This window comes from Telluria sp. B2, assembly GCF_051789535.1.
Classification (GTDB): Bacteria; Pseudomonadota; Gammaproteobacteria; order Burkholderiales; family Burkholderiaceae_D; genus Telluria.
The window spans coordinates 5,295,438-5,320,680 of sequence record NZ_CP196525.1 but is presented as its reverse complement, the minus strand read 5'-3'; the positions used below and the strand labels follow the sequence as shown (position 1 = coordinate 5,320,680).

At 62.5% G+C, this 25,243-nt stretch carries 19 protein-coding genes; 16 read left to right on the top strand and 3 right to left on the bottom strand.

What is annotated here, in order from left to right; genetic code table 11:
- The first annotated feature begins 11 nt into the window (after positions 1-11).
- Positions 12-1,031, top strand: coding sequence for a protein translocase subunit SecF (secF, locus tag ACSUZJ_RS23495; RefSeq protein ID WP_499412068.1), 1,020 nt, complete (start codon positions 12-14; stop codon positions 1,029-1,031).
- A 642-nt stretch (positions 1,032-1,673) separates the two neighbouring features.
- Here secF and ACSUZJ_RS23490 read toward each other — a convergent pair.
- From ACSUZJ_RS23490 to ACSUZJ_RS23480, 3 genes are all read right to left on the bottom strand, one after another.
- Entirely contained in the window at positions 1,674-2,507 is an 834-nt protein-coding gene (locus ACSUZJ_RS23490) for an HDOD domain-containing protein (RefSeq protein WP_499412067.1), read from the bottom strand.
- Positions 2,508-2,581: 74 nt separating this feature from the next.
- A complete protein-coding gene (locus tag ACSUZJ_RS23485; protein ID WP_499412065.1) occupies positions 2,582-2,863 on the bottom strand; it encodes a hypothetical protein in 282 nt (93 codons plus the stop codon).
- A gap of 28 nt (positions 2,864-2,891) precedes the next feature.
- Complete coding sequence (locus tag ACSUZJ_RS23480) at positions 2,892-3,323, bottom strand: MarR family winged helix-turn-helix transcriptional regulator (protein ID WP_499412064.1); 432 nt, start codon at positions 3,321-3,323, stop codon at positions 2,892-2,894.
- 196 nt (positions 3,324-3,519) lie between these two features.
- Between ACSUZJ_RS23480 and ACSUZJ_RS23475 the strand changes: the two genes are divergently transcribed.
- From ACSUZJ_RS23475 to ACSUZJ_RS23405, 15 genes are all read left to right on the top strand, one after another.
- On the top strand, positions 3,520-4,422 hold the full coding sequence (locus ACSUZJ_RS23475; protein ID WP_499412063.1) for a DMT family transporter: 903 nt from the start codon (positions 3,520-3,522) through the stop codon (positions 4,420-4,422).
- Between the two features lie 21 nt (positions 4,423-4,443).
- On the top strand, positions 4,444-5,385 hold the full coding sequence (locus ACSUZJ_RS23470; RefSeq protein WP_499412062.1) for a GlxA family transcriptional regulator: 942 nt from the start codon (positions 4,444-4,446) through the stop codon (positions 5,383-5,385).
- A 204-nt stretch (positions 5,386-5,589) separates the two neighbouring features.
- Entirely contained in the window at positions 5,590-6,408 is an 819-nt protein-coding gene (locus ACSUZJ_RS23465; RefSeq protein ID WP_499412061.1) for a hypothetical protein, read from the top strand.
- Entirely contained in the window at positions 6,408-7,262 is an 855-nt protein-coding gene (locus tag ACSUZJ_RS23460) for a hypothetical protein (protein ID WP_499412059.1), read from the top strand. Before ACSUZJ_RS23465 ends, ACSUZJ_RS23460 begins: the two co-directional genes overlap by 1 nt.
- Positions 7,263-7,486: 224 nt before the next feature.
- Entirely contained in the window at positions 7,487-9,037 is a 1,551-nt protein-coding gene (locus tag ACSUZJ_RS23455) for an AAA family ATPase (protein ID WP_499412058.1), read from the top strand.
- Positions 9,037-9,900 (top strand): HNH endonuclease, encoded by an 864-nt coding sequence (locus ACSUZJ_RS23450; protein ID WP_499412057.1) that lies wholly within the window; start codon positions 9,037-9,039, stop codon positions 9,898-9,900. Before ACSUZJ_RS23455 ends, ACSUZJ_RS23450 begins: the two co-directional genes overlap by 1 nt.
- Before the next feature lie 309 nt (positions 9,901-10,209).
- Positions 10,210-11,451, top strand: coding sequence for an acetylornithine/succinylornithine family transaminase (gene astC, locus ACSUZJ_RS23445; protein WP_499412055.1), 1,242 nt, complete (start codon positions 10,210-10,212; stop codon positions 11,449-11,451).
- Positions 11,452-11,546: 95 nt separating this feature from the next.
- A complete protein-coding gene (locus ACSUZJ_RS23440) occupies positions 11,547-12,569 on the top strand; it encodes an arginine N-succinyltransferase (RefSeq protein ID WP_499412054.1) in 1,023 nt (340 codons plus the stop codon).
- Between the two features lie 10 nt (positions 12,570-12,579).
- Positions 12,580-13,611 carry an arginine N-succinyltransferase gene (astA, locus tag ACSUZJ_RS23435; RefSeq protein ID WP_499412053.1) on the top strand — a complete coding sequence of 344 codons (1,032 nt, stop codon included), beginning with the start codon at positions 12,580-12,582 and terminating at the stop codon, positions 13,609-13,611.
- Positions 13,604-15,085: a succinylglutamate-semialdehyde dehydrogenase gene (gene astD / locus ACSUZJ_RS23430; RefSeq protein WP_499412052.1), complete on the top strand. Its 1,482-nt coding sequence runs from the start codon at positions 13,604-13,606 to the stop codon at positions 15,083-15,085. Before astA ends, astD begins: the two co-directional genes overlap by 8 nt.
- A 15-nt stretch (positions 15,086-15,100) precedes the next feature.
- A complete protein-coding gene (gene astB / locus ACSUZJ_RS23425) occupies positions 15,101-16,444 on the top strand; it encodes an N-succinylarginine dihydrolase (protein WP_499412050.1) in 1,344 nt (447 codons plus the stop codon).
- A gap of 479 nt (positions 16,445-16,923) precedes the next feature.
- Positions 16,924-21,633: an NAD-glutamate dehydrogenase domain-containing protein gene (locus ACSUZJ_RS23420; protein ID WP_499412049.1), complete on the top strand. Its 4,710-nt coding sequence runs from the start codon at positions 16,924-16,926 to the stop codon at positions 21,631-21,633.
- Between the two features lies 1 nt (position 21,634).
- Positions 21,635-22,651, top strand: a complete 1,017-nt coding sequence (locus ACSUZJ_RS23415; protein ID WP_499412048.1) for a succinylglutamate desuccinylase — start codon at positions 21,635-21,637, stop codon at positions 22,649-22,651.
- Between the two features lie 322 nt (positions 22,652-22,973).
- Positions 22,974-24,092 (top strand): NADH:flavin oxidoreductase/NADH oxidase, encoded by a 1,119-nt coding sequence (locus ACSUZJ_RS23410; RefSeq protein ID WP_499412047.1) that lies wholly within the window; start codon positions 22,974-22,976, stop codon positions 24,090-24,092.
- A 133-nt stretch (positions 24,093-24,225) separates the two neighbouring features.
- Complete coding sequence (locus ACSUZJ_RS23405) at positions 24,226-25,083, top strand: head GIN domain-containing protein (RefSeq protein WP_499412045.1); 858 nt, start codon at positions 24,226-24,228, stop codon at positions 25,081-25,083.
- The last annotated feature ends 160 nt before the right edge of the window (positions 25,084-25,243 follow it).

Here is a 25,243-nt window from a genome sequence, read left to right as displayed (position 1 = left end):
TAGGAAACGTCATGGAATTTTTCAAAATCAAACGGGACATCCCGTTCATGCGCCACGCGTTGATCTTCAACGTGATCTCGGCGCTGACCTTCGTCGCCGCGGTGTTCTTCCTGGTGACCAAGGGCCTGCACTTCTCGGTCGAGTTCACCGGCGGCACCGTGATGGAACTGCGTTATCCACACGCGGCCGACCAGGAAAAGATCCGCGGCACGCTGCGCGCCATCGGCCATGAAGCACCGGAAGTGGCCAGCTTCGGCACCGCCCAGGACATCATGCTGCGCCTGCCGCCGGTCAAGACCGCCGCCGGCGCCACGGTGTCGGGCGAAGCCTTCAAGGCGATTTGCGCCTCCGAAGGCGGCACCCCGAAGCAGATCAACGTGACCGAGAAGGGCCAGCAGATCGAGCGCACCAGCTGCGCGAACGCGGCCGGCGCCGAAGTGGTGAGCCTGCAGCGCGTCGACTTCGTCGGCCCGCAGGTCGGCGACGAACTGGCGCAAAGCGGCCTGAACGCCCTGATCATGGTCGTGGTCGGCGTGGTGATCTACCTGGCCGTGCGCTTCGAGTGGAAATTCGCGGTCGCCGCGATCCTGGCCAACCTGCACGACGTCGTCATCATCCTGGGCTTCTTCGCGTTCTTCCAGTGGGAATTCTCGCTGACGGTGCTGGCGGCGATCCTGGCGGTGCTGGGCTACTCGGTCAACGAATCGGTCGTCATCTTCGACCGGATCCGCGAAACCTTCCGCAAGCAGCGCAAGATGAGCGTGACCGAGGTCATCGACCACGCGATCACCAGCACCATCTCGCGTACCATCATCACCCACGCCTCGACCCAGATGATGGTGCTGTCGATGCTGTTCTTCGGCGGCCCTTCGCTGCACTACTTCGCGATGGCCCTGACGATCGGTATCTGCTTCGGCATCTACTCGTCGGTGTTCGTGGCCGCCGCGTTGGCGATGTGGTTCGGCGTCAAGCGCGAAGACCTGATCAAGCCGATCAAGGAAAAGGACGAGACCGACGGCGCCGTCGTCTGATCATCCAGTCCGCATGAAAATGCCGCTCGGGCTTTCGCTGGAGCGGCATTTTTTATTCCCTGTCTATTTCCACGCCTCGATTTTTACAAGGAATTCTTTGAAATGTGACATTTCCCGAGTTTGTGTGAGTTATCGCACAGAGCGCCGGGGTAGCGGAACCTTATAGTGGAACCGTCTCTTTCAGGACATCCCTAGTTTTGGACTTCACCCGCTCCACTGGAGCGGGTTTTTTTTTGCCTCGTCCGCCTGTCGTGGAAATAAATCGACAATGTCACACGAATGTGAATTGGCGCACAGAGTGTGCGGGAACCGGGAACTATAGTGAAACTGTCTCTTTCAGGACATCCCTAGTTTTGGACTTTGCCCACTCTCCGGAGTGGGCATTTTTTTTGTGCGTGCGGTTAGGAAGGGAATGCGGGCGAGCGTGGGGCTGTTGCCTGTGACGTTATTGGTGTGTTGGATCCGCGTGGGCACAGGTGCCCACCCTACGGGACACGTCGCGTATCCGGGTTTCGTATGAACTCGCTGGTAACGGTGACCGTAGGGTGGGCACCTGTGCCCACGCGGATCAGGCAAGCCGCCAGCAGGGCAGGCAACAGCCCCACTCACGTCAATCGGGTTTCAGGGAAAAGAAGAGAGCGCTTACATCAACGCCGACGTGAGGCTATGCACTTCCTCCGCCGACTCCTCCATGATCCGCGCCAGGGTTCCATCCCCCACCGCGAAATCGATGGTCGCCGCAGCCTGCGCGGTCGTCGCGCCCGGCCGCTCCAGCAGCGGCGATGGTTCCGGCGACAGGTCGTTCGCCAGCAGCAGGGTGTCGCCCAGGGTCTCGGGCGGCAGCGCCCGCAACCCGTTCCACATCGCTTCGATCGCGCCCATCACCGGTGCCGGCACGCCCAGCTTGAGCAGGACGCCGCGGCCGATCGCCACTTCGCCATGCTCCAGCCAGTCCTCGGCGCCGCCTTCGAGCAGGCCCGGATATTCGTGGGCGCGCGACAGCAGATAGAAGCCGCCGACCTCGTGCACGATGCCGGCGAACATCGCCGTCTCGGGATCGACAAACGAGACGCGGCGCGCGATCACCTGGGCCAGCGCAGCCACGTGGGCCGAGTGGCGCCAGAGCTGGTCGGCGCGGGCGCGCAGCGCCGGATCGGTGATTTCGCTGCTCAGCTGGCGGACGATGACGGACGCCGCCAGCGCGCCGAGCGTGCGGAAACCCACGCGCTGCACGGCGGCGCGCACGTTGGTCACGTCGTTGCCGGCGCGGTTATAGGTGACGGAATTGGCGATCGCGACGGTGCGCGCCGCCAGCAGCGGCTCAGCCTGCACCAGGCGGGCCGCCGTGTCGGCGTGGCAGTCGGGATCGCTCAACGCACGCTGCAGCTTGAGCGTGGCGTCGACATTGGTAGGGAAACTGAGCTCGCCCCGGATGGCCTGGGCGGCGATGCTCTTGAGGGCGTCGAGTCTGTCCATCGAAAAATTATACTCCCAATGGATAACTCTACTTTGGAGTATTTGCCTCAGAGCATCATTTTACAACGCCCGGATCAGGGCTCGCTGAAGATGGCGTCGCAGTCTTCCTTCGGCTCTTCGGTGTCCTGCAGTTCGTCGACCAGGCCCAGGTCGAACAGTTCTTCGACGGCGTTCATGAAGCTGTTCAGCTTGGTGGCGCCGATCAGGCGATAGATCTCGCCGTCCTCGTTGCGTACGCCGATCAGCATCGCTTCCTCGCGCACTTCAGCTTCCGAGGCCACGTCGAGCAGCAGGTTGCCGATGATGTGCTTGTCGAAGTGGGCAGGCTTTTTGCCTGCGATCAGGGAAGTTTTCAAGATGATTCCTTTTGTTGTGATATTGGCTCTAAGGGGACCCGAGTATCCGTTCGCGCAGCTTTCTCAGCGCCCCATCGACTTCATCGAACTCGGCGTCGCTGAATCCGGCAAACAATTGTTTGCCGTGATCAATAACTTTCGGAAACACGTCGCGGAACACGGCATCGCCGCTGTCCGTCAGGCGCACGAAATACGAGCGCTTGTCGTCCAGGCTGCGTTCGCGCAGCACCAAGCCTTTCTGCTCGAGCCGCTCGATGACGCCGGTGAGCGTGCCCTTGGTGATCAGGGTGCGCTCGCCGAGTTCCTTGTAATTCATCCCGCTGGTATTGCCGAGCGTGGCGATGATGTCGAACTGCGCATGCGTCAAGCCGTATTGCCGTACCGATTCGCCCGAATACCGCTCGAAGCCCTGCAGGCATTCGGCCAGCAAGCGGACGCTCTTTAAATATCGTTCCCCCATGAACAGGGATTATAGCCGCCAGCGGGCTTTTGCCGCCGCCGCCACGCTATGCATGGCGGGGAAAATGGCGCCGGTTTGGCCAGTGCGCGCTCCGGAACGGGCAACCCATGGCCGCCTGGTTGCATATGACTGGCACGGCCTTATCGCCTTTTACGGCCGGGCGGCGTACCATACGCGTTTTGCCCATCAGCCACACATGCCCCGCCACCTCCACGGCATCCTCGCCCTGCTGCTCGTCACCCTCGTGTGGGGCACGACCTTTCCGGCAATGAAGGACTTGACCGGCCATTTCTCGGCCGTGTGGATCATCCTGGTGCGCTTCGCCCTGGCCGCGCTGCTGCTGTCGCCCTTCCTGTGGCGCGGCAAGCTGGCCGACATGCGCGCCGGCGCCATCCTCGGCGTCCTGCTGTTCTTCTGCTTCGTGTTCCAGGTCGAGGGCCTGGCCCTGACCAGCTCGAACCGCAACGCCTTCATTTGCGGCCTGAACGTGCTGGTCGTACCGCTGCTCGGCGTGCTGGCCGGCCGCCTGCCGGAGCGCCGCATCGTGCTGGCCCTCGTCATGTCGATCGCCGGCCTGGCCGCGCTGTGCTGGGATGGCGGCGCCTGGGGCCTGGGTGACTCCCTTGCCCTGATGAGCGCGCTGTGCTTCGGCGTCTACATCAAGGTGATGGAAGTGCAGACGCGGCGCGCGACGCGTTTGCTGACCGTTACCGCCGCCCAGATCGGCACCGTCGCCCTGTGCGCCCTGGTGTGGCTGCTGGGGCGCGAATTGCCGGACGATGCCGCAGCGCGCGCGGCCTACCTGGGCGAGGTGCTCGGCAATCTCGGCCACGCCGGCTGGAACTTCGCCTACCTCGGCGTGGTGGCGACCGCCGCCATCATCTCGCTGCAGACCTGGGGCCAGTCGCGCACCTCGGCCAACGAAGCGGCGGTGGTCTACGCCTTCGAGCCGGCGGCGGCCGCCTTCTTCGGCTACTTCTGGCTGGGCGAAGCCTTGACCGCCCGTGGCTGGCTGGGCGGTTTGCTATTGATCTCCGGTATGATAGTCAGCCAATGGAATTCCGAAAGCCGGCCCGCCGCCGCGCTCGCGCCCGAGTGAACACCTTCCCGATCCGCCCTCATGTCGCAAGCTGAACTGCCCGTCCTGGCGCAGGAACGGCCGCTGCGCATCCTGCTCGTCAACGCCGGCGAGCCGGACACGATGAGCTGGTCGGGCCTGGCCCAGCCGCTGCGCCTGGCCGCCAAGATCCTCGGCCCCGAGCGCCTGCACGTGGACGTGCGCAGCCCCGACAAGTTCGCCGGCGACAGCCAGCGCCACTGGCACCTGGTGCTGCTCGCCGCCGACGAGGCCCAGGCCGGCCTGAAGCCCGCCAACTTCCGCGCCGTGGTCGAGCGCTGCCGCGCCGCGCCCTTCTGGGGCGGCGTCGGCGCCGGCGTGCTGTGGCTGGCCGAAGCGGGCGCCCTGAACGGCGTGCGCACCGCGCTGCCCTGGTCCCTGTACGCCGACGCCGACAGCCGCGCCGACCAGGCCGTGTTCACCCCCCACCTTTACGAGATCGACGGCGAACGCCTGACCTGCTGCGGCGGCGCCGCCTCGGTCGACTTCGCGCTGACCCTGATCGACATGATTTTCGGCTCGACCGTGCAGGCGCAGGTGAAGGAAATCCTCTGCGTCGACCGCGTGCGGGGCAGGGAAGAGCGCCAGCGCGTGGCCCTGCAGGCGCGTTTCGGCACGCTGCAGCCGAAGCTGACGGAAGCGGTGACCTTGATGGAAGCGAATATCGAGGAGCCGCTGTCGACCGACGAGATCGCGCAATTGGCCGGTGTGTCGCGGCGGCAGCTGGAGCGGCTCTTTAAACAGTATCTTGGCAGCCTGCCGTCGCGCTACTACCTCGAGCTACGGCTGAAGCGGGCGCGGCAGCTGCTGCTGGATACGAATTACTCGATCGTTCAGGTGGGGCTGATGTGCGGGTTTTCGTCGGGGTCGCACTTTTCGACGGCGTTCGGGGCGTTGTTTGGGAATACGCCGCGGGAGGAGAGGCAGCGGAGGCTGGCGGAGTGATGTTCGAGTTTAGCTAACTGGAGCACTCAAGCTAACCGTGCGCCAGAATTTTAAGCTGGCCTTACTCTATAACTCATGAGAGAGCAATCGTAAAATTTTCGTGATCGATAACGGAGGCTCGGGCGTGACAATTTGCAAGTTTCTACACGAATTTCTCGCGTATTATCCGAGTTTTGCGCTCTCGTAACATTGCTACCTGCGAACATGATTCCTGTTCTAACTGCCGACTCTTACCGTGGTTTCTCGGTAAGTCTTCCACCGTCGGAACTCAATGGTGCCCAACCTGTCTTTGTGGGTCGCCTCGTATGGCCCGGCAACAGTGACTCTTCAGATGCCGTCATAAAATTGTATGAGAGCAATACTTGTGGTGTCGCGAACGAAGTCATCGGTTTTATCGCAAATCAAGCGCGTGGTGTTGAACAGCCGTCACAAGCAGCCATCGTCTTGCTGTCAGAAACGAATTTGGCTGGTATCGGCGTAAAGCTTAAGCCGTTCGTTGATAAGTCAACAGGTTTAATTGCCTGTTGGGCCACCTCTTTGGAGCAGAGTGCTGTTCCATTCAAATATGTTAGACAGTTGTCTACATTTACGGCTAAGCAAACAAAGGTATTTCTGCAGAGTAAATTTTGCAAAATATTATCTAGTGTTGATCACGTAACCGGAAATAACGACCGCCATGAAGGAAATTTCCTTTATGTTGATGATCTGAAATATCTGGCGATTGATCAAGGCTGTGTTGGCGGGGGTATCCATTGGCACACGACATGGCCTTTAGCATCTCCGCGAAATGAGCTGGTAGAGCTAGCGAATAGGGAGCTGCCGGGATCTATGATAGCTGCTTGGGCTAGCGAATCAATTTTTGAACACAATAAGACGCAAGGGGTTTGGGGTAGCATTGAGGTGTTAATAAGGGCTAATTTAGAAGGTTTGCTTGATCATGAAACGGCTGAAATAATTCTGAATTATATGAGTGGTCGCGCGGTTGCGAATACATTTGCCACCAGTTGCGGAAGGCTAATCTAATGAACTTTACGGAATTACTTAAAAGGGCTACGCCCGCCCCAGAGCCATTATTTTCAGGGAATTGGGGGACACTGTTTTTCAGACCCGATCTAGGTAGTCAGCAGGAATTCGTAATCGGTGCCGTTGCAAATATCATAGGTGATCAATCGTTATATATCCGTTGGGTTCCCTCGCTTACTCGACTTGTAAAGCTTTATGGCGAATCGACCTCGGCCATCGATATTTCAGGTCTGCTTAGTGGTTGTGAACTGGCGATGCTCAGTAGTTTTCGTGGGGAGCTAGAAACAACTAGATGTGCCACTCCTCATGTCAGAATGGTCGATAACGGTTTTTTTTCTGCCAACAATGTTGAGGCTGAGCTAACTCGGTTATTAAAGCGTCATGCTGCAGCAATATGGGCTGAGCCCACACAGCGTGACGATCCAATGAATGACGACTGGGCCTATGCGGAAATGCTTAAGGCAATTGATATCGTTAAGGCTCCTAAAAATATCATTATTCCTGGTCGCGCAATCGTTCTCGGGAGGCGGCAGCTCAGTATTGCGTTCAATAATGGAAGAAGTTATGGGTCAGTTGTTTCTGCACGATATGCAAATTTTTCGACAATTGAGCGGCATATTTTTAGAGCAAATAATGAGATAACCACCGCACATAACCTCAGCGGCCGGACGGAGGCGCCAGCTTTATTTGTTGTGCTTCCTGTCGCAAAAACGTCGGACGAGGTCGCAATTCGACAGAGAAGTCTCGATTTCCTTGATGATATTGCAGACGCAGGTGTCGCAACGTTCTCCAGTAGTGAGCCATTAGAATTGGCCGAGCGAGTTGGAGAATGGGCTTTTTCTACTTCCCAATAGTGCTGGAAAATCTGATAGTAGCCGTCGGCACCTGAGTAACTAGTATGAAGCATTCTTCATGGCTGCGTGTGCAGTCATCGGCTCACCTTCTAAGCGTTATCGTCTGTCTTAAGTTGAATATCTCGCTAACTCAGGCATTTTCATATAGGTCAGTGAGCTTGCTGCTGTATCAAAAGATGTGTCTACAGTATTTAAGTTGGAATTAAGATTAATAGCGAGCGTAAATGAAATTTAAGAACCTACAATATGGCGCCGGTTTGCCTATAGGTGGAAGAAATATCGCCTATTTGCGTCAGGATAACTGGGATGATTTCGGCTTTAAGACGCTGTTTACCTTGATTGTTTTTAATCATTTAGGCGAAAAAATCACTATAGGACAAGTAAAGATCGGTTTTGCCGGACAGACTTCAGGTTGGACTGCTCACCAAATTCCTGCTGAGTTTGACTTCCTGCCTTCGGCTTACTTTTCCTTAGGGCAGGATGCAGAGTATTATAAGAATATTGAGGCATTACCCGGCGGAATTAAAACTGAAGTGCTTATTGCGCTTCGAGACGTCGTTGCAGATGTAAGCGCCTTTTCTCAGTTTGAAGACGAAAAAGCGTTCACTACCTCCTTATTGCGTAGCACTAGTTACTCTGCAATCCAAGGGCAATTTTCGAGGATTCTGCAAGGCGGAGCGGAGCAAACATCTTATGATTTTGTCTACAAGGTATTGCCCGGACCAGAAAGTGCAGGCATTGAGCTAAGGTTCGAAGTGCGGCCCGATTCGAAGCCGGCAACTAATATTCATGTATTAATAGGTCGAAATGGCATAGGGAAAACTACACTATTGAACGGGATGATCTCTGCTTTGGTGGGAAGCGGCGATCCAGATCAACGTGGGTTTGGCGCTTTTTGGGATATGGAGGGGTTTCGACCCAAAAAAATTGAGAACAATTATTTTACAGCGCTAGTCTCGGTGTCATTCAGTGCATTTGATCCTTTTGATCCGCCGATGGATAACGAAGATCCGGAGCAGCATATAAAATACTGCTATGTTGGCCTTAAAAAGGTTGTGGTCGAGAACAATGCTGTTCGAAGTGAGCATAAAAATATAGAAAAATTCGCAGGAGACTTCGTAAGGAGTCTAGCCAATTGTTTTAGCCTAGAAAAGAAAAAAGAGCGTTGGTTAAGGGCGATCCGTTTTCTAGAGTCCGATGCAAACTTTGCGGAGATGGACCTGACGCGATTGGCGTACGACGAAAATCTTCAACAGTTGAAGGGATTTAAAAGAAAGCTCTTCGAGAAGATGAGTTCAGGGCACGCGATAATTCTTCTTACTATTACTAAATTAGTCGAGAAGGTTGATGAGAAAACTCTGGTATTGATGGATGAACCAGAAAGTCATCTGCATCCTCCTTTGTTGTCGGCTTTTACTCGCGCTTTAGCTGATCTTCTTACCAATAGGAATGGTGTAGCTATAATTGCCACGCATTCCCCTGTTATTCTTCAGGAGGTCCCACGCGAGTGCGTCTGGAAATTGCGTCGCAACGGGTTAATTGCCAATGCTGATCGTCCAGAGCAGGAAACCTTTGGAGAAAATGTCGGGGTGCTCACTCGCGAAGTTTTTCAGCTAGAAGTTTCAAAGTCTGGATTCCACGATCTGTTGGCGCGCGCTGTCGATGAGGGGAAAACGTTCGATGCCATTGTCGGTGAATATTCAGGAAAAATCGGTTTCGAAGGACAGGCCGTTTTACGTGCGTTAATTAGTGCTCGTGAGGAGGGGCGAGCGTAATGCGTGCAATGGTCGAGCCTATAATGGATCCTACGGATGTTTATAATGCTTGTGTGGCCGGAATCAAAGACGATGCATTGAAAGGCAGAGTGAATGGTGCAGGCGCAGACATATTGGCTGTAGCGCAAAGATATACGGCTCTTGCCGCGAATGGGAATTTGTATAAATATCCAATTAACGACAGAAAAAATGATGAAGTGATAGTGGGTGCAGTAACCAAAAAGGAGGTGAAGTCACTGTACAGCTATTACATGGTTGATAACGGAATGCCTGCTCGAGTGTTTTATAACGCTCTGATTGCAAGTGCGCCTAATGGTATTTGTCCATTGTGTGGTGCTGGTTATGCAATCACACTTGATCATTACCTTCCAAAAAGTAAGTTCCCATTCTTTTCCATTCTTCCTTGCAATTTGGTTCCGGCATGCAGAGACTGTAATACGGGTAAATCTTCGGCTGTTGCGCTATCTGCAGCTGAGCAGTCACTTCATCCTTATTATGATCATGGTTCATTTGTTAGTGATCAATGGTTATTTGCTGAGATTAAGCATTCTATTCCGCCCTCGGTAAGGTACTACGCGAAAGCCCCAGGCGCATGGTCGCCAACAGATCAGCTTCGTGTTGTTTCCCATTTTGAATCATTAAAGTTGGGGGCTAGGTTTTCCGTATTAGCCGCTAATGAATTGGCAAGCCTACGTACGTTGTTAATAGATTTTGTTGCTCCAGTTGGTCAGGCGGCGATACAGCAACATCTTCGAGCTCGTGCCATGTCAGAAACGGCCATCCATAAAAATTCTTGGAAAGCAGCAATGTTTCAGGCTCTTTCAAATGACCCGTGGTATTGCGAGACTGGGTTTTGCCTTTGATGGTGAGTGTTTAATTCGTCAGCGCTTAGTTTTCTACAGTAGGTGGTTCTATAGAAAATTAGGAGACGCTTTGTATTGTGTCCTTACAGAGTGAATTTCGTTTTGAGTCAACTGGTACTTGCACAATGGCTCTCTCAGTGCTAACGGTAGGGACATGGACAGTCCTGAGCCTACGTTGCGTCGCTGCGACCAAAAATGAAAATCCCCGTCGCACTTCTGCAAGAACTTGCCACCCCGTCTTCCTATAATGACCAGGTTCGGCGCCCGTCTCCAGGCGCGCCTGTCACTTACATGGATGAGGAAAAAGTCATGAACGCAAAGCTCGATTCGGGTGTCACAACGCGGCCTGTCACTCGGCAGACCTTCGACGAAGTCCTCGTCCCGACCTACGCCCCGGCCGGCATGGTGCCGGTGCGCGCTTCGGGCCTGGACGTGTGGGACCAGGAAGGCAAGCACTACCTCGACTTCACCTCGGGCATCGCGGTCTCGAGCCTGGGTCACGCCAACCCGGTGCTGGTCGACGCGCTGATCAAGCAGCTGAATACCCTGTGGCACCTCGGTAACGGCTACACCAACGAGCCGGTCCTGCGCCTGGCGCTGGCCCTGACCGAAGCGACCTTCGCCGACCGCGCCTTCTTCTGCAACTCGGGCGCGGAAGCGAACGAAGCAGCCCTGAAGCTGGCCCGCAAGTACGCGCACACCAAGTTCGGCCCGCACAAGTCGCGCATCATCTCCTGCCTGTCGTCCTTCCACGGCCGCACCCTGTTCACCGTCTCGGTGGGCGGCCAGCCGAAGTACACCGAAGGCTTCGAGCCGCTGCCGCAGGAAATCAACCACATCGCCTACAACGACATCGAAGCGGCGCGTGCTGCAATCTTCGACGACGTCGCGGCCGTGATCGTCGAGCCGATCCAGGGCGAAGGCGGCGTGATCCCGGGTGACAAGGTATACCTGCAGGCCCTGCGCGAGCTGTGCGACAAGACCGGCGCCCTGCTGATCTTCGACGAAGTGCAGTCGGGCGTGGGCCGCACCGGTTCGCTGTACGCCTACATGGACGTCGGCGTGACCCCGGACATTCTCACCAGCGCCAAGGCACTGGGCAATGGTTACCCGATCGGCGCAATGCTGACCACGAACGAGATCGCCCAGCACTTCAATGTCGGCTCGCACGGCACCACCTACGGCGGCAACCCGCTGGCCGCGACCGTCGCGCTGAACGTGATCGAGACCATCAACCAGCCGGCCTTCCTGGCGCGCGTGAAGGAAGCCAGCGCCAAGATCTTCGCCAACCTCGACAAGCTGAGCGCCGACTACCCTCAGCTGTTCGGCAAGGCGCGCGGCATGGGCCTCCTGATCGGCCTGCCGATGGCGGAAGGCTACAAGGGCCGCGCCAAGGACCTGACCAAGGTCGCCGAGAAGATGGGCCTGATGCTGCTGGTCGCCGGCATGGACGTGGTGCGCATGGCGCCGGCGCTGATCGTGTCGGACGAGCAGATCGCGGAAGCCGACCGCATCCTGCGCGCCGCGGTCGAGGAATTCCTGGCCGCCTGACCCGCGAACCGCAGTGATGTTGCCTTGACCCATGGCCCGCGCAGGAACGCGGGCCATGGCGTGTTCGTCGTACCGAGGTCTTTTTGGGAGTTCACATGTATGTTGTCCGTCCGGTAGAACTGTCGGATATCGGCGCGCTGGAGAGCCTGGCCGCCGTGTCGACGCCGGGAGTGCACACGCTGCCGCGCACGCGCGAGGCGATCACCGCCTTTGTCGAGCGCTCGATCGCTTCCTTCGCGGCGCAGGTCGATATCCCCAGCGAGGAGTCCTACCTGTTCGTGCTCGAAAATACGGCCAGCCGCGAAGTCGTCGGCACCGCCGCCGTGCACGCCTCGGCCGGATCGAACGGCACCTATTTCGCATTCCGCAACGACGTCATCCAGCAGGTCTCGCGCGACCTGAACATCTCCCACAGCGTGCACGCGCTGACGCTCTGCTCCGAGCTGACGGCCTGCTCGCAACTGGCCGGTTTTAATTTACGCGACCGCGAGCGCGCCGGCATCGAAGCAGCGCTGCTGTCGCGTGCGCGCCTGCTGTACGCGGCGCTGGCGCCGCACCGCTTCGGCGACCGCTTCTTCGTGCCGCTGGCCGGCGTGACCGACAGCGAGGGCCGGTCGCCGTTCTGGAATGCCCTGGGCCGCAAGTTCTTCAAGATGGATTTCCTCGACGCCGAGCGCATCATCGGCGGCGCGCGCAACCGCACCCTGATCGTCGAGCTGATGCCGCACTATCCGGTCTACGTGCCGCTGCTGCCGGGCGACGCCCAGGCGGCCATGGGCCAGATCCACCCGAGCGGCCAGCTGGCCTTCAAGCTGCTGACCGAAGAGGGCTTCGAGGCCGACGAATACGTCGACATCTTCGACGGCGGCCCGATCCTGGCGGCCCACAAGCTGTCGCTGCGCTCGTTCTGCGGCTCGCAGCACCGCCGCGTCGAGAGCGCGTCGCGCGAGGGCGGCGCCACCGTCACCTATGCGGTCGCCACCAGCGCCGAGCGCTTCCGCGCCGTCACCGTGGCCTGCCCGCCCTGCGATACTTCCGACGCGATCTGCCTGCCGGCCGCGGCCCAGCAGGCGCTGGGCGTGGCGCCGGGCGACTCCGTCATCTGCGTCAGAATCTGAGGGAGGCACCATGCTCGTCATCCGTTCCATCGCCGCATCGGACCTCGACGCCCTGATCGACCTGTCCACCCAGGTCGGCGGCGGCATGACCACCCTGAAACCCGACCGCAAGATGCTGGGCGACCGCGTCGAATGCGCCGTCGCCTCGTTCGCCGAGACGATTCCGCCGCACGAACGCGACTACATGTTCGTGCTTGAGGACACGGGAAACGGCCGCCTGGCCGGCGTGTGCGCGATCAAGGCCGCGGTCGGCCTCACCGAGCCCTTCTATAACTACCGCATCGGCACCCTGGTGCACTCCAGCCGCGAACTGAACGTGTTCACGCGCATGGAGACCCTGTACCTGTCGAACGACCTGACCGGCGCCACCGAGCTGTGCTCGCTGTTCCTGCAGCCGGATTACCGGGTCGGCTACAACGGCAAGTGGCTGTCGAAAAGCCGCTTCCTCTTCATCGCCCAGTTCCAGCAGCTGTTCACCGAGAAGATCATCGCCGAGATGCGCGGCTACCTGCTGGAAGACGGCACCAGCCCCTTCTACGAAGGCCTGGGCCGCCACTTCTTCAAGATGGATTTCAACCACGTCGACGGCCTGACCGCGATGGGCAAGAAATCCTTCATCGCCGAGCTGATGCCGCGGCAACCGCTGTACGTCGATTACCTGCCGCAGTCGGCGCGCGAGGTGATCGGCCAGGTGCACCGCTCCACGCTGCCGGCGCGCAAGCTGCTCGAGCAGGAAGGCATGCACTACGACGGCTATGTCGACATCTTCGACGCCGGCCCGGTGCTGCAGGGCCGCGTGTCGGACCTGCGCTCGGTGCGCGACAGCGTGCTGCGCGTGGCCGCCGAAGGGCGTCCCGAAGGCGAGACCGAGTGCCTGCTGGTGTCGAACACGAAGCTGCACGATTTCCGGATGGTGCTGGCCCAGACCACGATCGAGGGCGCGCAGGTCGCGCTGTCGGCGCAGGAGCTGGCGCTGCTGCATTGCCAGGCGGGCGACACGGTGCGCACGCTGTCACTCAACGTAAGGAAGAACAATGGCTAACCTGTCGAACTACATCAACGGCGAATGGCTCGCCGGCAGCGGCGCGGAACTGGTCACGGTCGACCCGTCCACCGGCCGCCAGACCTGGAGCAGCAACGAGTCCAACGAAGAAGACGTGGCCCGCGCCGCCCAGGCCGCGCGCGACCAGTTCGAGGGCTGGGCCCTGACCCCGCTGGAAGAGCGCATCGCCGTCTGCACGCGTTTTCGCGACCTGCTGAAGGAACACGCCGAGGAGCTGGCCGCCATCATCGCCGAGGAAGTCGGCAAGCCGCTGTGGGAAGCGCGCACGGAAGTGGCGACCATGGCCAACAAGATCGACATCTCCGTCCAGTCCTATGGCGCGCGCACCGGCGAAAGCAACACCAAGGTCGCCGACGGCAATGCCGTGCTGCGCCACCGCCCGCACGGCGTATTCGCCGTCTACGGCCCGTACAACTTCCCCGGCCACCTGCCGAACGGCCACATCGTGCCGGCCCTGATCGCCGGGAACACCGTCGTGTTCAAGCCGAGCGAATACGCGCCGCGCACCGCCGTGAAAACGGTCGAGCTGTGGGAAAAGGCCGGCCTGCCTAAGGGCGTGCTGAACCTGGTGAATGGCGGCCGCAACACCGGCATCGCCCTGGGCGCCAATCCCCTGATCGACGGCGTGCTGTTCACCGGCAGCAGCCAGACCGGCGCCGCCCTGCATAAACAGTTCGGCGGCCAGCCGGGCAAGATGCTGGCGCTGGAAATGGGCGGGAATAATCCGCTGGTGGTGTGGGATCTCAGTGGCAACGTCAAGGACGTCGACGCCGCCGTGCACCACACCGTGATGTCGGCCTTTATTTCGGCCGGCCAGCGCTGCACCTGCGCACGCCGCCTGGTGGTGCAGGACAACGAGCAGGGCCGGGCCTTCATCGAGCGCCTGGTCGAGGTGGCGGCCAAACTGCAGGTCGGCCCGTCGAATGCCGATCCGCAGCCCTTCATGGGGCCGGTCGTATCAAGCGCGGTGGCTGCGCGCCTGGTGCAGGCGCAAGCCGAGATGGCGCAGAAGGGCGGCAAGGTGCTCTTGCCAATGCGCCAGCTCGACCCGAACGCCGGTTTCGTCACCGCCGGTATCGTCGACGTCACCGATGCGCAAGGGATTCCGGACGAAGAGTGGTTCGGCCCGCTGCTGCAGGTCATCCGTGTGAAGGATTTCGACAGCGCGATGAAAGTGGCGAACGCCACCGAATTCGGCCTGGCCGCCGCGCTGCTGTCGCCATCGGAAGAACTGTGGAAGCGCTTCGCGGTGCGCGCCCGCGCCGGCATCGTCAACTGGAACCGTCCGACCACGGGCGCCGCCAGCTCGGCGCCGTTCGGCGGCGTCGGCAAGTCCGGCAACCACCGTCCGAGCGCCTATTACGCGGCGGACTACTGCGCCTATCCGGTCGCGTCGATCGAAACCTCCGAACTGGAAATGCCGGCCAAGCTGTCGCCTGGTCTGAGCTTTTAATTGAGCTTCTAATCTATGCGTAACGCTCGCGAATACAACTTCGATGGCCTGGTCGGTCCGTCGCACAACTACGCCGGCCTCTCGTTCGGCAACGTGGCCTCGTTCAGCAATGTGCGCAGCGCCTCGAACCCGCGCCAAGCGGCGCTGCAGGGCCTGGCCAAGATGCGTGCGCTGGCCGCGCGCGGCTTCGCGCAGGCCGTGATGCCGCCGCAGGCGCGTCCGAACTTCCGGCTGCTGCGCAGCCTCGGCTTTTCGGGGACGGATGCCGACGTGCTGGCGCAAGCCTGGCGCGAGGCCCCGGTGATCCTGTCCTGCGCCTGGTCGGCCGCGCCCATGTGGACCGCGAACGCGGCGACCGTCAGCCCATCAAGCGACACCCGCGACGGCCGCGTGCACTTCACCGCCGCCAACCTGAACAACAAGCTGCACCGCTCGGAAGAGCATGTGCAGGCCACTCGCACGCTGCGCGCGATCTTCGCCAACCACGACCACTTCGTAGTGCACGACACCCTGCCGTCGACGCCGGCCTTCGGCGACGAGGGCGCGGCGAACCACACGCGCTTTGCGGCCGACCACGGCGCACCGGGCGTCGAGTTCTTCGTGTATGGCCGCGTCGAGTTCGATCCTTCCGCCCCGGCGCCGAAAAAATACCCGGCGCGCCAGACGCTGGAAGCCTCGCAGGCGGTTGCGCGCCTGCACGGGCTGGACCCGAGCCGCACCGTGTTCGCCTCGCAGAATCCGGACGTGATCGACCAGGGCGTGTTCCACAACGACGTGATCGCGGTCGGCAACGGCAACGTGCTGTTCTATCACGAGCAGGCCTTTGCCGACGAGGCGGCGACCATCGAGGCGCTGCGCCGCTCGGCCGCTGACGTGGGCTTCGAATTCGTGCCGGTGCGTGTGGATGCCGGCCAGGTGCCGGTGGCCGACGCCGTCGCGAGCTACCTGTTCAACAGCCAGCTGCTGTCCAAGCCGGACGGCAGGATGGCCCTGGTGGTGCCGCACGAGTGCCGCGAGAACGAGGCGGTGGCGCGCTACCTGGGCGGCCTGGTGACGAGCGGCAGGCCGATCGACGAGTTGATCGAATTTGACCTGCGCCAGAGCATGCGCAACGGCGGCGGCCCCGCCTGCCTGCGCCTGCGCGTGGCCCTGACCGACGAGCAGGCCGCAGCCATGCACGGCGGCGTGATCATGACCGAGGCGCTGTATGCGCAACTGGTCGAGTGGGTTGAAAAGCATTACCGCGACCGCGTCGAACCGAAGGACCTGATGGACCCGCAGCTGGCGATCGAGTGCCATACGGCGCTGGAGGCGCTGGAGCGCATTCTCGGCTTGCCGGGCCTGTACGACTTCTGTTGATTTGCAGGGTGATCGACCGGTGAGACAGCGTGGACACAGGTGTCCACCCTACGAAAACCGTGGTGTGGTTTGAGGGTGTTGGATGACCGAACGGTGAGACCGCGTGGGCACAAGTGCCCACCCTACAAAAGCGACGCACCGTAGGGTGGACTCCCGAGTCCACGCGGTACGGCGGTAAAGAACAGGTAACGCGGCGCGTAGCACCGCAAGCAGCAAAGCACCGTAGGGTGGGTTCTCGAACCCACGCGGTACGGCAGCAGAGCAGAGACAACGCGGCACGCACCACGCCGCCACAAAGCAGCAAAACGCCGATGGACGGCACACGATGCACCGCCATCGAACGATAACGAGTTACACGCTTCCGGGACAAGGAAGCCAAGGACCTGGACGGGACAACCCTGTCCACCAAACGCCGGGGCGCGCAAAGCCACAAGCCGTAGCGCGCTTGCTGCGACAACATCAAGCATTGGAGAAGCAGAATGAACGACATGACGCAAGATTTGCGCACCCAGACCCTCACGCTGGTCACGAACCAGCCTGCAGCAGGCGCAAGCGAACCGGTGACCGCGCTGATCAGCGCCTGGCTCGGGTCGCTCGACGAAGAGGACCTGGCCGGCATCGCGCCGCAAGCCCTGGCCCCCGTCCTGTGGGACGGTTTCATGCAGGTTGCCAAGCGCACCGGGCAGGGCTGCCAGATCGCGCAGATGCGCTACACCGACACCAAAGGCGGTATCGCGACCGCCCTGCTGATCCTGAACGACGACATGCCTTACCTGGTCGACTCGTTCGTGATGGCCCTGCGCAAGGAACGCGTCCTTGCCGCCGGCGTGATGAACGCCGTGCTGCCGGTCCAGCGTGACGCGAACGGCGTCGTCACTGCCGTCGGCGCAGCCGGCGCACCGCTGGAATCCTATGTGCTGGTGCTGCTGAACGACGAACTCGCCTTCGAAGAACTCGACAAGCTGACCGCGCGCATCCGCATGGTCGCCAACGACGCCGCCGTCGTGCACCGCGATGCCGTCGCCATGGGCGACCGCATGACCGAAGTGGCCGCGGCCGCCGCCTCCTCCGGCACCCCGGCCGGCCAGGAAGTGGCCGCCTTCCTCGAGTGGGCCAAGAACGAAGGCTTCGAGCCCTTCGGCTACGCCTACTACGTCGTACAGCCGGGCCAGGACGAACTGGCGCGCGACATCCCGAGCCGCATCGGCGTGCTGAAGGACACCTCGCACCCGGTCTACGGCACCTGCCTGGCCAACATCCCGGGCGAACTGAAGACCCTGGCCGGCCGCGCCGAGACCCTGTCGATCGTCAAGGCCGACGTCGAGGGCACCCTGCACCGCGACCAGCCGCTCGACTTCATCGGCGTGCGCAACACCGATGCACAAGGCAACATCCTCGGCGAGCACTGCTTCGTCGGCCTGTTCACCCGCGCCGCCACCTCGACCCCGCTGGCGCGCCTGCCGTTCGCGCGCGGCCGCGTTGCCAAGGTCCTGAGCCTGGCCGGCGTGCGCCAGGAAGGCTTCCGCGCCGAGAAGTTCCTGGAAATCCTCGAGTCGCTGCCGCGCACCGAAGCGCTGGAAGCCGATCCGGAGTGGCTGGCACAGGTGTGCAGCTCGGTCGTCTCGCTGTACAAGCAGCCGCGCCCGAAAGTCTTCGCCCGCCGCGACGTCTACGGCCGCCACCTGAACGCGCTGGTCTATCTGCCGCGCGAGCGCTACAGCGCAGCGGTGGCTGCTTCGCTGGCACAGGCCCTGAAGGACAGCTCGGGCGCGCATGACGTGCGCGTGCAGACCCTGGTCGCCGACGGTCCGCTGGCCCGCGTCTACCTGATCGCCCACGCCGCCCGCAACCCGCTCGACCTCGAAACCGACATCCAGCAGCCGCTGCTGTCCGTGCTGGACGGCTGGCACGACCGCTTCGCCGCCATGACCAACGGCGTCGAAGAGCACGCCCAGCGCAGCGCCCTGCGCAAGCTCGGCGCCAACCTGCCGGTGTCCTTCGTCACCGCGACCGCGCCGGAAGTCGCCTTCCGTGACCTGCAGGCCATGCTGAGCATCGGCCAGCACGAGCGCGTCGCCGTGCGCATCGAACCGGGCAGCGGCGACGGCAACGCCGCGCGCGACGCCTCGATCCGCCTGTACTCGGGCGAGAACGTGCCTTCGCTGTCGCGCATCCTGCCGGCCCTGCAGAACGCCGGCATCGCGGTCGACCGCGAGCAGACCTGGGCCATCACGACCGCCGACGGCGTGCGCCACCATGTCACCGCGCTGGCGGTGGACGACGAGAGCGGCAGCAAGCTGGTGAAACCGGGCATCGCGCCGGTCGCCGAAGAGCTGTTCGCGGCCCTGTTCAACGACGAAGCCGAAGACGGCCGCATGAACGGCCTGACCGTCGAGGGCGGCCTGTCGATGCGCGAAGTGCAGCTAGTGCGCGCCTACATCAGCTACTGGCGCCAGCTGGGCTCGAAGTTCTCGGTGCGCTACATGGCCGAGACCCTGCGCACCCAGCCGGCCCTGGTCAAGGAATTCGTCACCGGCTTCATCCAGCGCTTCGATCCGAAGCTGGGCGACGCCGAGCACAATGCCGGCAGCGCCAAGCTGGCCGCGCTGAAGGCCGGTCTGTCGAGCGTGAACCATGCCGACACCGAGGAAATCATGGCCGCCCTGGTCGACCTGGCCCTGGCGACCGTGCGCACCAACTACTTCCAGAACAGCGGCGAGAAGATCATCTTCAAGGTCGACACCAGCAGCCTCGCGCTGGCGCCGGAACCGCGCCCTTACCGCGAGATCTACGTGTTCTCGCGCCGCTTCGAAGGCGTGCACCTGCGCGGCGGCCCGGTCGCCCGCGGCGGCCTGCGCTGGTCGGACCGCATGGAAGACTACCGCACCGAAGTGCTGGGCCTGGTGAAGGCGCAGATGGTCAAGAACGCCGTCATCGTGCCGGCCGGCTCGAAGGGCGGTTTCGTCTGCAAGCAGATGCCGAAGGACGCGCCGCGTGAAGTGATGGCCGCCGAAGGCGAAGCCTGCTACCGCATGTTCATCTCCAGCCTGCTGGAAGTGACCGACAACCGCGTGCGCGGCGCGATCGTGCCGCCGGAAGCGACCGTGCGCCATGACCAGGACGATCCTTACCTGGTGGTGGCAGCCGACAAGGGCACTGCGACCTTCTCCGACATCGCCAACAGCATCGCCGTGCAGCGCGGCTTCTGGCTGGGCGACGCCTTTGCGTCGGGCGGCTCGAACGGCTACGACCACAAGAAGATGGGCATCACCGCGAAGGGCGCCTTCGAGGCGGTCAAGCGCCACTTCTACGAACTGGGCCACGACATGAGCACGACCCCGATCACCATGGTCGGCGTGGGCGACATGTCGGGCGACGTGTTCGGCAACGGCGTGCTGCTGTCGCGCCAGCTGAAGCTGGTGGCTGCATTCGACCACCGCCATATCTTCCTGGATCCGGCACCGGACGTCGAAGTCTCGTTCAAGGAACGCCAGCGCATGTTCGCGCTCCCACGTTCGTCGTGGGACGACTACGACAAATCGCTGATCTCGCAGGGCGGCGGCGTGTTCCCGCGTAGCGCCCGTTCGATCGAGCTGACCCCGCAGGTGCGCGCTGTCCTCGGCATCGAGGAAACCGCGCTGGCGCCGGAAGAGCTGATGCACCGCATCCTGATGGCCCCGGTCGACCTGTTCTACAACGGCGGCATCGGCACCTACATCAAGTCGTCGAACGAGACCCATGCGCAGGTGAAGGACCGCGCCAACGACCGTATCCGCGTCAACGGCAACGAACTGCGCTGCAAGGTGGTGGCCGAGGGCGGCAACCTGGGCGCGACCCAGGCCGGCCGTATCGAGTTCGCACTGAACGGCGGCCGCATCTTCACCGATGCGATCGACAACTCGGCAGGCGTGGACTGCTCGGACCACGAAGTCAACATCAAGATCTGGCTGGACACCGAAGTCAGCGCCGGCAAGCTGCCTGAAGCCGACCGTAACCGCCTGTTGAACGAGATGACTGGCGACGTCGAGAAACTGGTCCTGCGCGACAACACCCAGCAGACCCACCTGCTGACCCGCGAAGCCCAGGCGCAAGGCAGCGCGTCGGTTGTCGACAGCTACGCCGCCCTGATCGCGAACCTGGAAGCCGAAGGTGCCGTCTCGCGCGAGCTGGAACAGCTGCCGAGCGACGCCGAACTGCAGCGCCGCAAGGCGCTCGGCCAGGGCCTGACGGCGCCGGAACTGGCGGTCGTCATCGCCAACGTCAAGAACCGCTTCAAGCGCACCCTGGCCGCGCTGCCGCTGGTGGACGAGCCATGGGCAGAGACCGTGCTGCGTCCTTACTTCCCGGCGCAACTGGTCGCTACCCGCGATCCGCTGGATCACCCGCTGGCCAACGCCATCCTGGCCACCGTGCTGGCCAACGAGGCGGTCAACCGCTGCGGTCCGCTGATGCTGCGCGACCTGGCTGCCGAGCACCGTGTCGACGAGACCGAGGTCGTCAAGGCCTGGGGCCGCGGCTGGTCGGCGCTGCAGCTGGCGCCGGTGTTCGATGCGCTCGACGCCGACGCGCTGAACGTGCCGCGTGAAGTCTCGATCGCGGTCGACGCCCGCACCCGCGCACTGCTGCGCGCCGTGATCGAAGGCGTGCTGTCGCTGCCGCAGGGCGCCGATGGCATGACGGAACTGACCTCGCTGTTCGCGAACGGCGACCAGCTGCGCCAGCTGATGCCGGCCAAGTCGGAAGCCGATGGCCATGCCGGCCTGAGCAAGAACTTCGTCGGTGCCTGGAAAGCGGTCGAGACCATCGAGTCGCTGGCTACCTTCCTGTTCGCGGCGGTGTCGGTGCAGCGTCCGGCCGGCATGTCGCTGGCCCAGTTCCTGCAGGTCGGCATGGCGCTGCGCGAGCGCGCCGGCATCGACACGCTCGAGCGCGGCCTGAAGCTGCCGGCCCAGAGCAAGTCGCAGGAACAGCTGCGCAACTACGCGATGCAGGCACTGCGCCGCACCCAGCAGCGCCTGCTGCTGCAGGTGATCGAGCGCGCCGGCAGCGGCGATCCGATCGCCGCGGTCGACGCCGTGACGGCGGAGAAGGGCCTGACCGGCTATTCCCAGGCGCTCGACCTCGAGCAGGCCATGCTGGACGTCTGGGCGCTGTCGGAAGGCTCGAACCCCGAGCGCCTGGCTGCCTGAGATGAGCGCGCCCGCCCAACCACCCGTGGTGCCTGAAGCGGTGCGCGCGCTGGCCGAGGCCGATTTCGGCCAGGTCGCGCAGCGTTTCACGGATGCCGGTTTTGTGGTCGGGACGCCCGCGAAGGGCATCCTGACGGTGAAGAGGGATAGCGGTGCCGCCGACGGCAACACCGCCCGTCCGGCGGTATTGCTGTCGGTCGGCGTGCACGGCGACGAGACCGGGCCGATCGAAATGGTCGCGCACGTGATCGAGGCGCTGTCGCGCGAGCCGCGGCTTCTTGCCGTGGACCTGATGCTGTGCGTCGGGAACATCGACGCCATCGCCGCCGGCAAGCGCTTCATCGACGCCGACCTGAACCGCATGTTCAGGTCGGATCGTGGGGCGCTGGCGGGTACCTTCGAGAGCGCACGCGCGGACGAGATCATCGCCGCGACGAAGGCCTTCTTCGCCGATGCCGGCCCGGTGCGCTGGCACCTCGACCTGCACACCGCGATCCGCGCCTCGCACTATCCGATGTTCGCGATCGTGCCGGACCTGATCGCACAGGAGCGCAAGGAGGCCCTGATCGGCTGGCTCGGGCAGGCGGCGATTGGCGCCATCATCATGAACCCGAAGTCGGCCGGCACCTACAGCTACTACTCGAGCGAGCACCATGGCGCCGCGGGCAGTACGGTGGAGCTGGGGCGCGTGGGCACGCTGGGCCAGAACAACCTGGCCCAGTTCGCCGACGCGTCGCGTGCGCTGGACGCCCTGCTGCGCGGCCTGCCCGGCCTGCCTGCGAAAACCGAACCGCACGTGTTCAAGGTGGCGCAGGAAGTGGTCAAGCTGTCGGACGCGTTCACGATGAGCTTCTCGAAGGAGACGCCGAACTTCGCCTCGCTCAAGCGTGGCGAGGTGATCGCCACCGATGGGGAAACGGTGTACACCGTTTTTCATGATGAGGAGATGGTGGTGTTCCCGAATCCCGATGTGCGGGTGGGTTTGCGCGCCGGGTTGATGGTGGTGCGCGTGAGTTGATGGCGTAACGTGTAGTGCAAGAGCCGCGAGGAATCGCGGCTTTTTTTGTTTTTGTAGGGTGGACACCTGTGTCCACGCGGTCTCACCCGATGAGCAGACGCGACATCGAACGAGTCCGCGTTACGATTGTTCATGTACCGTACCGCGTGGGTTCAAGAACCCACCCTACAACCCCGGCGAGATCATGCTGCTCCGCGACTCGGGCGCGGCACCGCGTGGACACAGGTGTCCACCCTACAATAATCCAAACGCTTCCTTGCATCTGCACAATTGCTCAAGCTTCGCTAGACTTTGTGGCTCGAACAAGAACCCGGAGCCCTTCATGAGCAGCAAGTTGTTTTCCCCCTATAAACTCGGGCCGCTCGAGCTGTCCAACCGTATCGCCATCGCCCCGATGTGCCAGTACTCGGCCATTGATGGCCTGGCCACCGACTGGCACATGATCCACCTCGGCCAGCTGGCCCTGTCCGGCGCGGCGCTCCTCATCATCGAGGCCACCGCCGTCACGCCCGAGGGCCGGATCTCGCCCGACGACCTCGGCCTGTGGTCCGATGCGCATACCGAGGCGCTGCGCCCGATCGTCGCCGCGATGCGCCGTCACTCGCCGATCAAGATCGCCGTGCAGCTGGCGCACGCCGGGCGCAAGGCGTCAAGCGCCGCGCCCTGGCTGGGCGGGGCCAACATCAAGCCGGATGAACCGCGCGGCTGGCAGACCGTGGCGCCGTCCGCCGTGCCCCACGCCGAAGGCGAGACCGTGCCGCTGGCGCTCGATGCCGAAGGACTGCAGCGCGTGAAGGACGGTTTCGTGGACGCGGCCCGCCGTGCGCATGCATTGGGGCTGGACGCCATCGAGCTGCACGGCGCCCACGGCTACCTGCTGCACCAGTTCCTGTCGCCGCTGTCGAACCGGCGCGAAGACGCATACGGCGGTTCCCTGGAAAACCGCATGCGCTTCCCGATCGAGGTGTTCGAGGCGGTGCGCGCGGCGGTGCCGGAGACCGTGGCGGTCGGGATGCGCATCTCGGCCACCGACTGGGTCGAGGGCGGCTGGGACCTGGAGAGCAGCGTCGTCTTCGCCAAAGCGCTGGAAGCGCGCGGCTGCCACTTCATCCACGTCTCGAGCGGCGGCCTGTCGCCGCAGCAGAAGATTCCCGTGGGCGCCGGCTACCAGATCGCCTTTGCCGAACGGATCAAGCGTGAGACCACGATGCCGACCATCGGCGTGGGCCTGATCACCGAGCCGACCCAGGCCGAGCACATCCTGCAATCGGGCCAGGCCGACATGGTGGCGCTGGCACGCGCGATGCTCTACAACCCGCGCTGGCCCTGGCATGCCGCCGCCGAGCTGGGCGCCCAGGTGGCCGCGCCGCCCCAGTACTGGCGCTCGCAGCCGCACCAGTACAAGACCCTGTTCGGCGAAACCCGGCTCGGCCAGCGCTGAGGTCCCCGTTTTTACGCTTCAGGCCGTAAAAAGCGCAATCCGTCGCAGGGAAGGCGACAGCGGTGTGAGCAAATCCTAAAGTGGCAACATCGGCGCTGCGGCGCCCAACCACGACAGGAAAAAGGTTCACACCATGCGTACTCTGCTTGCTATCGCCGTCGCCGCTACCCTCAGCGGCTGCATCATCGTCGCCGCGCCTCCGGGCAGCGAATACGCGGTTCACACGCCGTTCAGCGGCAAGACCGTCGACGGCGACGGTGTAGCGACGCGCGATACGCGCCAAGTGGCCGCGCTGACCGGGCTGGATGTCGGCGGCTCGATGATCGTCGAGGTGCGCGTCGGCGGCGCCCCTTCGCTGGTGGTAGAGGGCGACAGCAACCTGGTGCACCTGGTGCAGACCGAAACGCGCGGCTCGACCCTGCACATCGGCACCGAAGGGCGCCTGCGCAGCACCACGCCGCTGAAGGTGACCTACACCGTGCCGCGCCTGACCGAACTGAACGCCGGCGGCTCGGGCCACGTGACGGTGCGCGACCTGAAGGGCGAGCCGCTCGACGTGCGCCAGGGCGGCTCGGGCGTGACGCGCTTGTACGGCGAGGTTGCCGAGCTCGATGCGCGGGTATCGGGTTCGGGCAAGATCGATGCCAGTGAACTGCGTGCCGGCAGCGCCAAGATGGCCGTCAGCGGCTCGGGGCGCCTGATCGTCGGCCAGGTGCGCGGCGAGTACGCGCGCGCCACGGTCAGCGGTTCGGGCCTGGTGCAGGCCAGCGGCACGGTGCAGCGCCTGAACGCGAGCGTGAGCGGCTCGGGCAGCGTCGACATGGCGAACCTGAGCAGCGAAAAGGGAGAGCTGTCGACCAGCGGCTCGGGCGGCATTTCGGCCACCGTGCGCCAGTCGGTGTTCGCGCAGGCGAGCGGCTCGGGCCCGATCCGCGTGTACGGCCAGCCGGCCCAGCGCAATATCAGCGGGCGCACGGTGCAGATTCTGTAAGAAGACGGACGGAACGGCGGCCGTAGGGTGGGCACGCTGTGCCCACGCGTTACGTGCGGCTGATCTGGCTATGGATGGTGAGGTATCGCCCGCGAAGTAGCCGCGAGCCACGGCCCATCGATCGTGGCACCGTGACGCCGTGCGAGCGACCTTTCACGGC